Consider the following 14,392-nt stretch of genomic DNA (forward strand, 5'->3'; position numbering starts at 1 on the left):
ATTGTCCACCGACACCGAGTGAGAGACGAATGTTTTTCATCAAATAAAACGGTTCCATCTGTACATTCAAAAGTAGATGGAATTTTTAAGTAGTGCAAAATCCTTGTGCGCTGTTAAGGGAAATTCATGTGTTAAACTTCTGAATGCTTCTGATGATGGAACCGAATCAGTATATTTGTAATACCAACTCGCACTGCTTTCTTTTTTTTCTAATGATCTCCGCACCTTTCTTTTATAATTACTCATTATTATCTTGAATTTTCCAATCACATATTTCCCTCATCCACATATTTAAAACAACATGAAAATACGTAGAAATCTATCATTCAAATATTCTAGTAAATAGGAATTGATTGTCCAAAAAGGGGGTATACTTAAAATGAAGCATATGGGTTGCATTTGAAAAATAAAATGATTATAATGTGATTAAAGTCAAAGATAGTCAAAGTCAAACAACCGATAAATAAGGGAGGGAAACATGTGCGAAATATTTCAGATATTATAGAAGAATATCTAAAAGCAACCATTCAAAAAAGTGGAGGTACGCCACTTGAAATTAAAAGGAGTGAGGTGGCAAAAAAGTTTCAATGTGTCCCCTCCCAAATAAATTATGTTATTCAAACGAGATTTACATTAGAAAAAGGATACCAAGTAGAAAGTAAGAGGGGTGGGGCGGGATATATACGAATTGTCAAAGTGAGCCTCATAATCAACTAGATCTATTTGAGCATATGATTCAATTGATCGGAAAGCGTATTGATCAACATACGGCTGAGAATATAATCATAAGGTTGTATGAAGAACAAATCATTACAAAAAGAGAGTGCACGATTATGATCAGTGTGATGGATCGCTCTAATTATCATTCGAGCACTGTACACCGTGATGAGGTACGAGCAAATATGCTGAAATCAATGATTAATTGTTTAAAGTATAAGGAGTCAAATTAAATGGAAAGGGGGCTATATCGTGTTATGTCAAGAGTGTCAACAACGTGAAGCAACATTACACTTTGCTAAAATTATAAATGGAGAAAAAACTGAATTTCATATTTGTGAAAAATGTGCAAAAGAAAAAGGAGAATATACTCCGGGATCGAATAGTTTTTCTATTCACCAACTTCTCTCAGGTTTATTACATTTCGAACAGCCAATGCAAGCTGAGAAAGGACATACGCATTCTCATGCCGAATTAAGTTGTCCGAAGTGTGAAATGACATATTCTCAATTTACGAAAGTTGGTCGTTTTGGATGTGCACATTGTTATAAAAGCTTCTCTTCCAAATTAGACCCAATCTTAAAACGAGTTCATAGTGGAAATCACTCACATGCTGGTAAGCTTCCTAAACGAATAGGTGGAGGGATACAAATCCAGCGACAGATTGATCATCTAAAGCAACAAATGAGAACGTATATAGACGATGAGGCATTTGAAAAGGCTGCAGAGGTACGAGATCAAATAAGATCTTTAGAAAAAGAGAAAGACGCACAAAAGGGGGATGATCGATGTCACTGGAACAGTTTATATCAGAGGCGTTAAGTCCTGGATGAAAAAGGACGGGCCGAATTCAGATATAGTTTTAAGTAGTCGTATGCGTCTAGCTCGTAATATGGAGGAGTATAAATTTCCGTTATTGGCGACAATGGAGGAATCGTATGCTGTCACAAAGCATGTGGGAGATGCTTTAACAAAAAACCTCATGAAGTGATAGGACGGCTTGAAGTTTTTCATATAGATGATATGAAGGCCAATGAAAAACGAGTGCTGGTCGAAAAACATTTAATTAGTCCTCATCTTGCCGAGCAATCAAAGTATGGTGCTGTTTTACTTGACAGTGACCAATCGGTTAGCATTATGGTAAATGAAGAAGATCATCTTCGAATTCAGTGTCTATTGCCAGGATTGCAACTAGAGCAAGGCTTACAAAAAGCAAGTGATATAGATGATTGGATAGAAGAGCATTTAACGTATGCTTTTGATGAAAAACATGGTTATTTAACTAGCTGTCCAACAAATGTTGGGACTGGGTTACGTGCCTCTGTCATGATGCATTTACCCGCATTGGCAATGACACAGCAGCTTAATCGTATTTTACCAGCATAAATCAATTAGGTTTAGTTGTTAGAGGAATTTATGGAGAGGGTAGCGAAGCTTTAGGTAACCTATTTCAAATTTCAAATCAGTTAACGTTAGGTAAATCCGAACAAGATATTGTTGAAGATTTACAAGGTGTCGTAGCCCAACTGATTCAACAAGAGCGAGCTGCTAGACAAATGTTGCTAGAACAATCTAGATTACAGCTAGAGGACAGAGTATTTCGTTCATTTGGAATTCTAGCAAATAGTCGAATGATTGAGTCGAAGGAAGCGACACAACGCTTGTCAAATGTTCGATTAGGTATTGATTTAGGGTTGATTAAAGGACTATCAGGGAATATTTTAAATGAGCTTATGATTTTAACTCAGCCTGGTTTTTTACAGCAATATGCGAAAGAAGAGTTAACACCCGACCAACGCGATGAAAGACGAGCAACATTAATTCGAGAACGTCTTAAATTAGAAAAGCAAATGTAGTTACTATTTTCGGAGGTGAAGAAAGATGATGTTTGGACGTTTTACAGAAAGAGCGCAGAAGGTATTAGCATTAGCACAAGAAGAAGCTGTACGATTAGGTCATAATAATATTGGAACAGAACATATCTTATTAGGTTTAATTCGAGAAGGAGAAGGGATTGCAGCTAAAGCATTACAAGCGTTAGGCTTAGGTTCCGATAAAATTCAAAATGAAGTTGAATCGTTAATTGGTAAAGGACAAGAAGGTTCTAAAACCATTCACTATACACCAAGAGCTAAGAAAGTTATTGAACTTTCAATGGATGAAGCTCGTAAATTAGGTCATTCTTACGTTGGAACAGAGCACATTTTACTAGGTTTAATTCGAGAAGGAGAAGGTGTCGCAGCTCGTGTTTTAAATAATCTTGGTGTTAGCTTAAATAAAGCGCGTCAGCAAGTCCTTCAATTGTTAGGAAGTAATGAAGTCAATAACTCCTCTTCACAAGGAAGTGGAGCATCTCATGCCAATACACCGACACTAGATAGTCTAGCTCGTGATCTAACCGCAGTAGCGAAAGAAGAATCACTAGATCCGGTTATTGGTCGTAGTAAAGAAATCGAACGTGTTATTCAAGTGTTAAGCCGTCGTACGAAAAATAACCCAGTCCTAATTGGGGAGCCAGGTGTAGGTAAAACGGCTATTGCTGAGGGCCTTGCCCAAGCGATTATTAATAATGAAGTACCAGAAACATTACGTGGAAAACGTGTGATGACATTAGATATGGGAACGGTTGTTGCTGGAACGAAGTACCGTGGAGAATTTGAGGACCGCCTCAAGAAGGTAATGGATGAAATTCGCCAAGCACAAAATGTCATTTTATTTATTGATGAGCTTCATACTCTAATTGGAGCTGGGGGTGCAGAGGGAGCTATTGACGCCTCAAATATTTTAAAACCATCATTAGCACGTGGCGAACTACAATGTATTGGTGCTACAACGTTAGATGAGTATCGTAAATACATTGAAAAAGATGCAGCACTTGAGCGTCGCTTCCAGCCTATTCAAGTTAATGAGCCGTCTCTAGATGAGTCGATTCAAATCTTAAAAGGATTGCGGGATCGCTATGAGGCACATCACCGTGTGACGATAACTGACGGTGCGATTGAAGAAGCAGTGAAATTATCGGATCGTTACATTTCCGACCGTTTCTTACCAGATAAAGCAATTGATTTAATTGATGAGGCTGGCTCTAAAGTCCGTCTTCGTTCATATACAGCTCCACCAAATTTGAAAGAGCTAGAGCAACGTCTAGAAGAAACACGTAAAGAAAAAGATGCGGCTGTACAAAGTCAAGAGTTTGAAAAAGCAGCATCATTACGTGATTCTGAACAACGATTACGTGAAGAATTGGATGAAATGAAAAATGAATGGAAGAAGAAACAAGGACAAGAAGCAACAGAGGTAACAGTTGATGACATTGCCCAAGTTGTCGCTAGCTGGACTGGAATTCCAGTATCGAAGCTAGCAGAGGAAGAAGCGGATCGCCTGCTTAAAATGGAAAATATCCTTCATGAACGTGTTGTCGGACAGGAAGAAGCGGTTAATTCGATTTCAAAAGCGATTCGTCGTGCAAGAGCTGGATTGAAAGATCCGAAGCGTCCAATTGGTTCATTTATCTTCTTAGGTCCAACGGGTGTTGGTAAGACTGAATTAGCTAGAGCGGTGGCGGAGACATTATTTGGTGATGAGGATTCTGTTATTCGAATTGATATGTCAGAATATATGGAGAAGCACGCGACTAGTCGATTAGTTGGTTCACCGCCAGGCTATGTTGGTCATGAAGAGGGTGGTCAATTAACAGAAAAGGTCCGTAGAAAGCCATATTCAGTTATTCTACTTGATGAAATTGAAAAAGCTCACCCAGAGGTATTCAATATTCTATTGCAAGTATTAGAAGACGGCCGTTTAACGGATTCTAAAGGACGTTCAGTCGACTTCCGTAATACTGTAATTATTATGACATCAAATGTAGGTGCAAGTACACTACGTAGAAGTAAGTTCTTAGGGTTTACTGTTGAAGGTGAGAATCAAGAATACAATGACATGAAGAGTAAGGTAATGGATGAGTTAAAACGTAGCTTCCGTCCAGAGTTCTTAAATCGTATTGATGAGCTGATTGTATTCCACTCTTTAGAGAAGAAGCATATCCGTGAAATCATTACGTTAATGGCAGATCAATTGAAGAAACGCTTGAGTGAACAAGGGATTGATTTCGAATTAACAGAAGCAGCAAAGGATAAGATTACTGATTTAGGATTTGATCCTGAATATGGAGCAAGACCGTTGCGTCGAGCACTTCAGAAACAAGTCGAGGATCGTCTGTCTGAAGAATTGCTAAAAGGTACGATTGTAAAAGGCCAAAAAGCAATTATAGATGTGAAAGATGACGAGTTTTTTGTAAATACAAAAGAAGATTTACAAGTGTAAGCAGTGTTTCAATTAAATGATAGAAAACTCCGAACGATATGAAATTATCGCTCGGAGTTTTTTAAATAGATGTCAACTTCCTATTTATACCCGATAAACTCTTTTCACTTGCCGTATTATCTATTTTTGGTGGGGGTGTTCATCAAGGTTCCGTCGTAACATTTCTGAACACACTCTTTTTATTAAAAAGAGCTGTTTCCAGAAATGCTTAATAAAGATTGGTTATGTTTGCATCATTGACATAGACTATAAAGGAGCTGTTTTGCGAAGAGGGGGATTCATCGTTTTTCTCTTGGAACTTTGCTACAATAAAGGCAAGAGACCGTAAAGGGGAGAACGGAATGGCGAAAAAGAAAACAAAATTTGTGTGCCAGGAATGTGGATATGAATCGGCGAAATGGATGGGTAAGTGTCCAGGCTGCAAGGTTGGAACACGATGGTTGAAGAGTTTGAGCCAAGTGCGAAAAGTGGAAGTCGGAGCTTTGTTACATCATCTACAAGTACCGGTTCAAAGCCACAATCGATTGTTACAGTCCAAAGTGAAACGGAAGCACGTATTAGTACAACAATGCCAGAGCTTGACCGAGTGCTAGGTGGCGGGATTGTCCCAGGCTCTCTCGTATTAGTCGGCGGTGATCCAGGAATCGGAAAGTCAACGTTGTTGTTACAGCTTTCTTCAAAGCTAGCTGATGCTAAGCAACGAGTGCTCTATATTTCTGGTGAGGAATCAGTGAAGCAAACGAAGCTTCGTTCAGATCGGCTAGGTGTTTCTTCATCAGATTTGTATGTATTAGCAGAAACGGATATAGCTTTTATTGAACGGGCAATCGATGAAGTGAAACCGACACTTGTGATTATTGATTCGATTCAAACTGTTTATCAAGAAGAAATAACATCTGCTCCTGGTAGTGTCGCACAAGTTAGAGAATGTACAGCAGCTTTTATGCGAATCGCAAAAACAAAGGGAATCGCCATTTTTATCGTCGGTCATGTTACGAAGCAAGGGTCGATTGCTGGACCAAAACTTCTTGAGCATATGGTTGATTCTGTTTTGTATTTTGAAGGGGAACGTCATCATACATATCGAATATTGCGTGCAGTAAAAAATCGTTTTGGATCAACGAACGAAATGGGTATATTTGAAATGAAGGAAAGTGGCTTGGAGGAGGTATTAAATCCTTCTGAAATTTTCCTAGAAGAGAGATCGGATGGAGCTGCTGGGTCAATTGTTGTTGCTTCAATGGAAGGAACAAGGCCAGTCTTAGTTGAACTTCAAGCTTTGATATCACCAACTAGCTTTGGAAATCCAAGGAGAATGGCAACTGGGGTTGACCACAATCGCGTTTCATTACTAATGGCAGTACTCGAAAAGCGCGTGGGGATGCTATTACAAAATCAAGATGCTTATTTAAATGTAGCAGGGGGAATAAGATTAGATGAACCAGCTATTGACTTGGCCATAGCATTAAGTATCGCCTCAAGCTTTCGTAATCAAGTGACAAACCCGATGGATGTGGCAATAGGCGAGGTTGGTTTAACAGGCGAAATTAGAAGGGTTTCTCGTATAGAACAACGTGTAAATGAAGCTGCGAAGCTAGGGTTTAAAAGGGTTATTATCCCTGAAAAGAATTTAGGAGGTTGGACGTATCCAAGTAATATACAAATTATAGGAGTTCCAACTTTGGATAGGGCGTTGGAAGTCGGTTTAGGAGGGTAAACGATGTCAGAAGAGCAGAATAATGAACAGTTTGTTCAAAGACTATTAAAGTTTGTTGCACCTGGTACCCCATTACGTTCAGGTATAGATAACGTATTGCGGGCTAAGACGGGAGGGTTAATTGTTGTTGGCTATAATAATGCTATGGTTCCGATAGTGGATGGTGGCTTTTTTATTAACTCAGATTTTTCACCTGCCTATTTATACGAGCTGGCAAAAATGGATGGAGCCATAATTATTAGTGAAGATGCAAAGAAGATATTGTATGCCAATACACAATTAGTGCCGAATAATACGATCCCGTCGAATGAAACGGGTATTCGTCATCGTACTGCACAACGCGTGGCGAAGCAGACAGGGAATTTAGTTATCTCGATATCACAAAGAAGAAATGTCATTACGCTTTATCAAGGAGATTATCGTTATTCATTACGAGATATTGGAGTTATTTTAACGAAGGCCAATCAAGCGATACAAACGTTAGAAAAGTATAAGGTTGTCCTTGATCAAGGAATTACAAATTTAGGTGCTTTAGAATTTGAACAGCTAGTTACCCTTCATGAGGTAACACAGGTTATCTATCGAATTCAAATGGTGCTGCGTATCAAACGGGAAATTATTAATTATGTTAATGAATTAGGTGATGAAGGTCGGCTCGTTTCAATGCAATTAAATGAATTAGTTGGAAATACAGAAAAAGAAACACTGCTCCTATTAAAGGATTACGTAAAAGATGATGTCGATGGTGTCGAGGATGTATCTAAGGAATTATCAAAGCTAGACTCAGAAGAGCTTCTAGATGAGCATGCAATTTTAAAAGTATTAGGGTATCCAAAAAGTGTAAATATTCAAGAGTATTCGTTAGCACCACGAGGCTATCGGATATTAAATCGAATACCGCGGCTACCAGCACCTATCATTGAAAATTTAATTGATAAATATGGCAATTTAACAAATATTATGTTTGCTAGTATGGAAGAATTAGATGAGGTGGAAGGAATTGGAGAACCAAGAGCGAAAATGATAAAAGAAGGCTTAACGCGTATTCAAGAACAGTTGTTTATCGATCGACACATTTAAACATATTTATACGAATGCGGAATAATTCTCATAATTTATGTGAAATCCAGTTTGATAGGTTTCAAATCGGAAAACTTGTCTATACTAAGAGAAGGAGGTGAATATGGATGTTAAAAAAGATGGTGCAGCTTTTCTTTTTGATTGCTGGTGGGACACTTGGATTTCTATTTATTCCTGACCTTATCCATATTTTAAATGTCGGCGAAATGCCGAGTTGGTTATTAAATCCTTATTCAGGGGCAGTGATTGGAGCAGTTTTATTCTTTTTATTAACGTTTTGGATAGCAGACTATATTGTTGATTTCATGAAATTGATGGAAGAATCGATCGTTAAAGCACCTGTTACAGATGTTTTGTTTGGATCGATGGGATTAATCATTGGACTAATCGTTGCTTACTTAATTACGATTCCATTAAATTCTATGAATTTCACCTTTGTTAGTACAGTTTTACCGATTTTCGCGACGATTTTCCTTGGTTATTTTGGTTTTCAGATTGGATTTAAAAACGAGACGAACTTATTAATTTATTTACACTTACAAGAAATTTAGGTAAGAAAAAGAGGAAGAGGCTGCTGAAGAAGGTAAGAAGTTAAAAATTTTAGATACAAGTGTGATTATAGATGGACGGATAGCGGATATTTGCAAAACAGGTTTTTAGAGGGAACGTTAGTAATACCTGGCTTTGTGTTGGAAGAGTTACAGCATATCGCCGATTCATCCGATTTATTGAAACGAAATCGTGGTCGAAGAGGATTAGATATACTCAATAAGATACAAAAGGAATTGCCTATCGCTGTTGAAATATATGAGGGTGATTTTGATGATATTAGTGAGGTTGACAGCAAGCTCGTGAAGCTAGCAAAGCTATTATCAGGTATGGTTGTTACAAACGACTTTAATTTAAATAAAGTATGTGAGTTACAAGGTGTGGCTGTGTTAAATATTAATGATTTAGCGAATGCTGTAAAACCGGTTGTGCTACCAGGTGAAGAGCTAACAATTCAGGTCATTAAGGATGGTAAAGAACAGCACCAAGGCGTGGCATATTTAGATGACGGAACAATGATTGTAGTCGAAGGTGGACGCGATTATATCGGGAAAAATATTGAGGTTGTTGTCACAAGTGTATTACAAACAAGTGCAGGTCGGATGATTTTTGCGAAGCCAAAATTGCTTGAAAAGGCATTGTGAAAGAGATGATAGAAAGACTATCCAGCATTTCGGATAGTCTTTTTTTAAAAGGGAACGTTCATAAGGGACGGAGTTAGCGGATTTTAGCGGATGAGCATTGGTTTCCATTCATGGGCAGATTAGAAAAGATGTTTATTAGCACTTTTCTTATAGAAAATGGTATACGCTTCTATGATTGCAAAGGCGAACGTGATAAAATTAGAACGATTTGGGATTTGTTAGTTAGGAGCGAATGGAATGAAATATAGTGTCGTTGTTGTAGCTGCTGGGAAAGGAAAGCGGATGGCAGCAGGGAAAAATAAAATGTTATTAAAATTAAGAGGTGAGCCTTTAGTAATTCATACTCTACGCCTGTTCGCTACCGACCTTGAATGTGAAGAACTGATATTAGTTGTAAACGATGATGAAATAAAAGAAATGCAGCGACTTATTACAACAAGTGGTTTAACAAAAGTTCCGAAACTTGTCGTTGGGGGGAAGGAACGTCAACATAGCGTGAAAAATGGACTAGATCAATTACAATCCAATGAAGGGATCGTATTAGTTCATGACGGGGCACGTCCATTTATTCGCAAGGAAATATTACAGGCACTTGTTGCTGAGGCATATCGCAGTCGTGCAGCTACAACGGCAGTCGCTGTTAAAGATACGATCAAAAGAGCACATGATTATCGTGTCATTGAAACGTTAAATCGCAGCGAGCTTTGGGCTGTACAGACACCACAGGCTTTTGATAAAGCTCTATTAATTCAGGCACATGAGCAAGCGGTAGCAGCTGGTTTTTTTGGGACAGATGATTGTAGTCTATTAGAATGGTTAGGTCATGAAGTAACGATAGTTGAGAGCGACTATCAGAACATTAAGCTGACTACACCGGAGGATTTACTCTTTGCCGAGGCGATTTTAGTAGAAAGGGAGAGGCACAAATGAGAATAGGACAAGGGTTCGATGTACATCAGTTGGTGGAAGGTAGACCACTTATTTTAGGAGGGGTTCATATTCCTTATGAAAAAGGATTACTTGGCCACTCTGATGCTGATGTATTACTTCATGCTATTACAGATGCAGCTTTAGGAGCAATAGGTGAAGGTGATATTGGCCGTCACTTTCCGGATACGGATATGGCGTTTAAAGATGCTGATTCTGCCAAGTTGCTAATAGAAGTGTGGAAGCTTGTGAAAGAAAGAGGCTATCAATTAGGTAATGTTGATTGCACGATCATCGCACAAAAGCCGAAGATGGCTCCATATATTCAAGCAATACGTACGAGAATATCTGAATTGCTTGAAGCCGACCTCGATCAAGTGAATGTAAAAGCGACAACAACGGAAGAGCTTGGTTTTACAGGAAGAGGAGAAGGGATTGCTTCTCAAGTGGCTATCTTATTAGTAAAGAAACAGATAACTTGACCGTAAAGGTATAAATGGTGCTAAAATAAAACCATGAACGCGAGCTATGTTCGTAAAACAGGAGGTATAACGGATGGGAAGTGAAGTAAGAGTTAGGTTTGCCCCAAGTCCAACAGGACATCTACATATTGGTGGAGCACGTTCCGCTCTTTTTAATTATTTGTTTGCAAAAAGTCAAGGTGGGCAATTTATTTTGCGCATTGAAGATACAGATCAGGCTAGGAATGTCGAGCACGCGAAAGAAAAGCTATTAGATAGCTTAAAGTGGTTAGGAATTCAATGGGATGAGAGCATTGACGTAGGCGGAGAATATGGGCCATATAGCTGTATGGAAAGAATGGACATTTACCAAACATACATTGAGCAGCTCTTAGCGGAAGGGAAGGCCTACTATTGCTATATGACAGAGGAGGAGCTCGAGGCAGAGCGGGAAGAGCAGCGTTCGCGTGGTGAGACTCCAAAATATAGTGGTCGTGATCGCGATTTAACAGAAGAGCAACGTCAACAGTATGAAGCAAAAGGGTTAAAGCCAGTCGTGCGTTTCCGAGTTCCAGAAGGGCAAGTCATTAAAATTGATGATGCAATTCGCGGTGAGGTTTCCTTTGAGTCAGATGGTATTGGTGATTTTGTCATAGCTCGGAAAGATGGCGTGCCGATGTATAACTTTGCTGTTACGGTTGATGACCATTTGATGAAGATTTCTCACGTTATCCGTGGTGAGGAGCACCTTTCTAATACACCGTTACAGGTGTTATTATATAAAGCCTTTGGGTGGGAAGTTCCACGTTTTGCACATGCCTCACTTATTTTAAATGCTGATCGGCAAAAAATGAGTAAGCGTGATGAATCGATTATTCAGTTTGTTGAACAATATAAGGAATTAGGATACAAGTCTGAGGCATTAGTCAATTTCTTAGCGTTACTCGGCTGGTCGCCAGGTGGCGAAGAAGAGATTTTTACGATGGCAGAATTAGAAGAGATGTTTTCGTTAGAGCGCGTATCGAAGGCACCGGCTGTTTTTGATACTGACAAATTAGCATGGATGAATAATCAATACATCAAGCAGGCGGATATTGAGGAAGTCGTCGATTTAACATTGCCACATTTGATGAAGGCTGGTAAGTTACCTGAACATTTAAATGACGAGCAGCGAGAATGGGCGAAAAGCTTAATTGAACTTTATCAAGAGCAATTACAATATGGTGCTGAAATCGTGGAGTTAACAGAGCTTTTCTTTAAGACTGAAATTGAGTATAATGAAGACGCACGAGTGGTGTTAAACGAAGAGCAGGTTCCAGATGTGTTAGCACATTTTGTAAAGGAGCTTCACCAGCTTGAAGAGTTTACTGCACAAGGCGTTAAACAAGCAATCAAAGCGACACAAAAAGCAACGGGACATAAAGGGAAAAAACTGTTTATGCCAATTCGTGTTGCGACAACTGGCTTAACTCATGGACGTGATTTGCCAGAGTCGATTTCTTTGCTCGGTAAGGAAGTTGTATTAGCACGCTTAAAGCAATTACTTGCATAAGATGAAACATAGATAAAGCGATGAGAGGGAAAAGTAGGAAAAAGAATGCCTTACAGAGAGAGCTACAGTAGCTGGAAGTAGTTTAGGTGGACTTTTTTTGAACATGCACCCTTGAGTCTCTTTCTGAACGATTCATATTTAGTAGGGAAGAGCGTGTAGCGGCGTTATTCGCATAGAGATAACAGAACATACGTCTGTTAAACAGGGTGGAACCGCGTTGTAAGCGCCTCTGTGCTAAAAATAGCATAGAGGTGCTCTTTTTATAAGTAATACAAAAAAAGCCGAAAATGATTTAATTTGATCTTAAAAAAGACGCTTAGCGTTTTTCGTGTCATGAGAGAGGGGGGATATTGGTGAAGAAAATGATTCGAACTTTGTTGAATGATATTGATGTCGTTTTTGACCAAGATCCGGCGGCTCGTAGTAGAATGGAAGTTATTTTTACCTATTCAGGAGTTCACGCGATTTGGGCACATCGCTTTGCTCATTGGCTTTGGAAACGGCGTATCTTCTTTTTAGCACGATTGATCTCGCAAACAAGCCGCTTTTTCACTGGTATTGAAATTCACCCAGGTGCTGTCATTGGTCAACGAGTATTTATTGATCATGGTATGGGCGTCGTTATTGGGGAAACGTGTGAGATAGGTAATCATGTCACCATTTATCAAGGGGTAACACTCGGGGGAACCGGAAAAGAAAAAGGGAAGCGTCATCCGACGATTGAGGACCATGTTTTAATTGCCTCAGGGGCAAAAGTATTAGGCTCATTTACGATTGGTGAGCATTCTCGGATAGGGGCCGGCTCTGTCGTACTAAAGGAAGTGCCACCTAATTCAACGGTCGTTGGCATACCTGGAAGAATTGTTGTCCAGGATGGGGTAAAGGTTGAACAAGGGTTAAACCATCATCAACTTCCAGACCCAATTGCGGATAAACTGAAGGAGCTAGAACAAGAAATTAAACAATTAAAAGAGATAACAAAACAGAAAGATTACTCACAATAAAGGAGGGTGTATAAAGTATGTCAATTCATGTTTATAATAGTTTAACGAAGAAAAAAGAACGTTTTATTCCGATAGAAGAAGGCAAAGTAAAGATGTATGTGTGTGGGCCGACAGTTTATAATTATATTCATATTGGAAATGCAAGGCCAGCGATTGTATATGATATGGTCCGTCGTTATTTTGAATACCGCGGTTATGATGTTGAATTTATTTCTAATTTTACTGATGTTGACGATAAAATTATTCGAGCAGCCAATGAGATGGGAGAAGACGTATTTACTGTTGCAAACCGTTTTATTGTAGCCTACCATCATGATACATGTGCTCTAGGTGTGAAAGAAGCGGATGTTCACCCGAGAGTTACTGAAACAATGCCAGAAATTATTGCGTTTATTGAAGGTCTTGTTGAAAAAGGCTATGCTTATGAATCAGGCGGCGACGTTTATTTTCGCACAAGGAAATTTAAGGACTACGGAAAACTCTCATCTCAGTCATTAGAAGACTTACGATCAGGGGCAAGAATTGAAGTGGATTCTCGTAAAGAGGACTCACTAGACTTCGTTTTATGGAAAGCTGCTAAAGCGGGAGAAGTTTATTGGCAAAGCCCATGGGGACAAGGTCGTCCTGGCTGGCATATTGAATGCTCGGCAATGGTCAAAAAATATTTAGGCGATACGATTGATATTCATGCAGGTGGCCAAGACTTAACGTTCCCGCATCACGAAAATGAAATTGCTCAATCGGAAGCATTAACTGGAAAGACGATGGCTAATTATTGGCTTCATAATGGATTTATTAATATTAATAATGAAAAGATGTCAAAATCACTTGGGAACTTTGTGTTAGCAAAGGATATTATTGAGCAGCATTCTGCAGAAGTCGTACGTTTCTTTATGTTAACTGCTCATTACCGTAGTCCGATTAACTTCAGTGGTGAGCTGCTAGAAGGAGCAAAGAATGGACTTGAACGTTTGAAGTCAGCTGTTACTGCTTTAGAGTATCGACTAGAGAAATCGGCGGATTTAGGTGAAAAGGGAGATTGGATCGAGAGAATCGAGCAATTTAAACACCGTTTTATTGAAGAAATGGATGATGACTTTAACAGTGCCAATGGGATTTCCGTTTTATTCGATTTAACGAAAGAAGCAAATATCTATTTACGAGAGGAACAGTCATCAAAAGAAGTTCTCGAGGGCTTTCTTGAACAAATCAATGAATTTGCTGGTGTGTTAGGGCTCACGTTGAAAACGCAAGAGGAATTACTAGACAATGAAATTGAAGAGCTTATTGAAAAACGTAATGAGGCAAGGAAGGAAAAAGATTTTGCGTTAGCTGACCAAATAAGAGATCAATTAAAGGAACAAGGAATTATTCTTGAGGATACCCCTCAAGGAGTTCGCTGGAAACGAGGCTAATTG

The 14,392-nt window shown here is 39.1% G+C and carries 7 protein-coding genes, 5 pseudogenes and 1 other annotated feature; all 12 genes and pseudogenes read left to right on the forward strand.

The window, feature by feature from the left end:
- The first annotated feature begins 480 nt into the window (after window positions 1-480).
- The 12 genes and pseudogenes from JCM19034_RS13880 to cysS all read left to right on the forward strand — a co-directional run bounded on the left by JCM19034_RS13880 (window position 481) and on the right by cysS (window position 14,389).
- A pseudogene (locus tag JCM19034_RS13880) lies at window positions 481-950 on the forward strand (CtsR family transcriptional regulator).
- Window positions 951-969: 19 nt separating this feature from the next.
- Window positions 970-1,497: pseudogene (locus JCM19034_RS13885) on the forward strand (UvrB/UvrC motif-containing protein); the annotation flags it as partial.
- Window positions 1,498-1,505: 8 nt separating this feature from the next.
- Window positions 1,506-2,573, forward strand: a pseudogene (locus tag JCM19034_RS25145) (protein arginine kinase).
- A gap of 25 nt (window positions 2,574-2,598) precedes the next feature.
- Complete coding sequence (clpC, locus tag JCM19034_RS13895; RefSeq protein ID WP_062050667.1) at window positions 2,599-5,040, forward strand: ATP-dependent protease ATP-binding subunit ClpC; 2,442 nt, start codon at window positions 2,599-2,601, stop codon at window positions 5,038-5,040.
- Window positions 5,041-5,381: 341 nt separating this feature from the next.
- Window positions 5,382-6,757 (forward strand): annotated as a pseudogene (gene radA / locus JCM19034_RS13900) (DNA repair protein RadA).
- A gap of 3 nt (window positions 6,758-6,760) precedes the next feature.
- On the forward strand, window positions 6,761-7,837 hold the full coding sequence (gene disA / locus JCM19034_RS13905) for a DNA integrity scanning diadenylate cyclase DisA (RefSeq protein ID WP_062050669.1): 1,077 nt from the start codon (window positions 6,761-6,763) through the stop codon (window positions 7,835-7,837).
- Window positions 7,838-7,944: 107 nt separating this feature from the next.
- A pseudogene (locus JCM19034_RS13910) lies at window positions 7,945-9,030 on the forward strand (PIN/TRAM domain-containing protein).
- 237 nt (window positions 9,031-9,267) lie between these two features.
- Window positions 9,268-9,960, forward strand: coding sequence for a 2-C-methyl-D-erythritol 4-phosphate cytidylyltransferase (gene ispD, locus JCM19034_RS13915; protein WP_062050670.1), 693 nt, complete (start codon window positions 9,268-9,270; stop codon window positions 9,958-9,960).
- Window positions 9,957-10,439: a 2-C-methyl-D-erythritol 2,4-cyclodiphosphate synthase gene (gene ispF / locus JCM19034_RS13920; protein WP_062050672.1), complete on the forward strand. Its 483-nt coding sequence runs from the start codon at window positions 9,957-9,959 to the stop codon at window positions 10,437-10,439. The genes ispD and ispF overlap by 4 nt, the downstream gene beginning before the upstream one ends.
- Window positions 10,440-10,512: 73 nt before the next feature.
- Window positions 10,513-11,970, forward strand: coding sequence for a glutamate--tRNA ligase (gene gltX, locus JCM19034_RS13925; RefSeq protein WP_062050674.1), 1,458 nt, complete (start codon window positions 10,513-10,515; stop codon window positions 11,968-11,970).
- An 11-nt stretch (window positions 11,971-11,981) separates the two neighbouring features.
- Window positions 11,982-12,204: a binding site (T-box leader), on the forward strand.
- 128 nt (window positions 12,205-12,332) lie between these two features.
- Window positions 12,333-12,974 (forward strand): serine O-acetyltransferase, encoded by a 642-nt coding sequence (gene cysE / locus JCM19034_RS13930; RefSeq protein WP_062050804.1) that lies wholly within the window; start codon window positions 12,333-12,335, stop codon window positions 12,972-12,974.
- 17 nt (window positions 12,975-12,991) lie between these two features.
- The gene (cysS, locus tag JCM19034_RS13935; protein ID WP_062050677.1) at window positions 12,992-14,389 is read left to right on the forward strand and encodes a cysteine--tRNA ligase; all 1,398 of its coding nucleotides are present in this window, start codon (window positions 12,992-12,994) and stop codon (window positions 14,387-14,389) included.
- The last annotated feature ends 3 nt before the right edge of the window (window positions 14,390-14,392 follow it).

Source organism: Bacillus sp. JCM 19034, assembly GCF_001310635.1.
Lineage (GTDB): Bacteria > Bacillota > Bacilli > Bacillales > Bacillaceae_D > Halalkalibacter.

Coding starts and splice junctions, on each gene's coding strand:
- clpC (WP_062050667.1), top strand. CDS start 2,599: ATGATGTTTGGACGTTTTACAGAAAGAGCGCAGAAGGTATTAGCATTA.
- disA (WP_062050669.1), top strand. CDS start 6,761: ATGTCAGAAGAGCAGAATAATGAACAGTTTGTTCAAAGACTATTAAAG.
- ispD (WP_062050670.1), top strand. CDS start 9,268: ATGAAATATAGTGTCGTTGTTGTAGCTGCTGGGAAAGGAAAGCGGATG.
- ispF (WP_062050672.1), top strand. CDS start 9,957: ATGAGAATAGGACAAGGGTTCGATGTACATCAGTTGGTGGAAGGTAGA.
- gltX (WP_062050674.1), top strand. CDS start 10,513: ATGGGAAGTGAAGTAAGAGTTAGGTTTGCCCCAAGTCCAACAGGACAT.
- cysE (WP_062050804.1), top strand. CDS start 12,333: ATGATTCGAACTTTGTTGAATGATATTGATGTCGTTTTTGACCAAGAT.
- cysS (WP_062050677.1), top strand. CDS start 12,992: ATGTCAATTCATGTTTATAATAGTTTAACGAAGAAAAAAGAACGTTTT.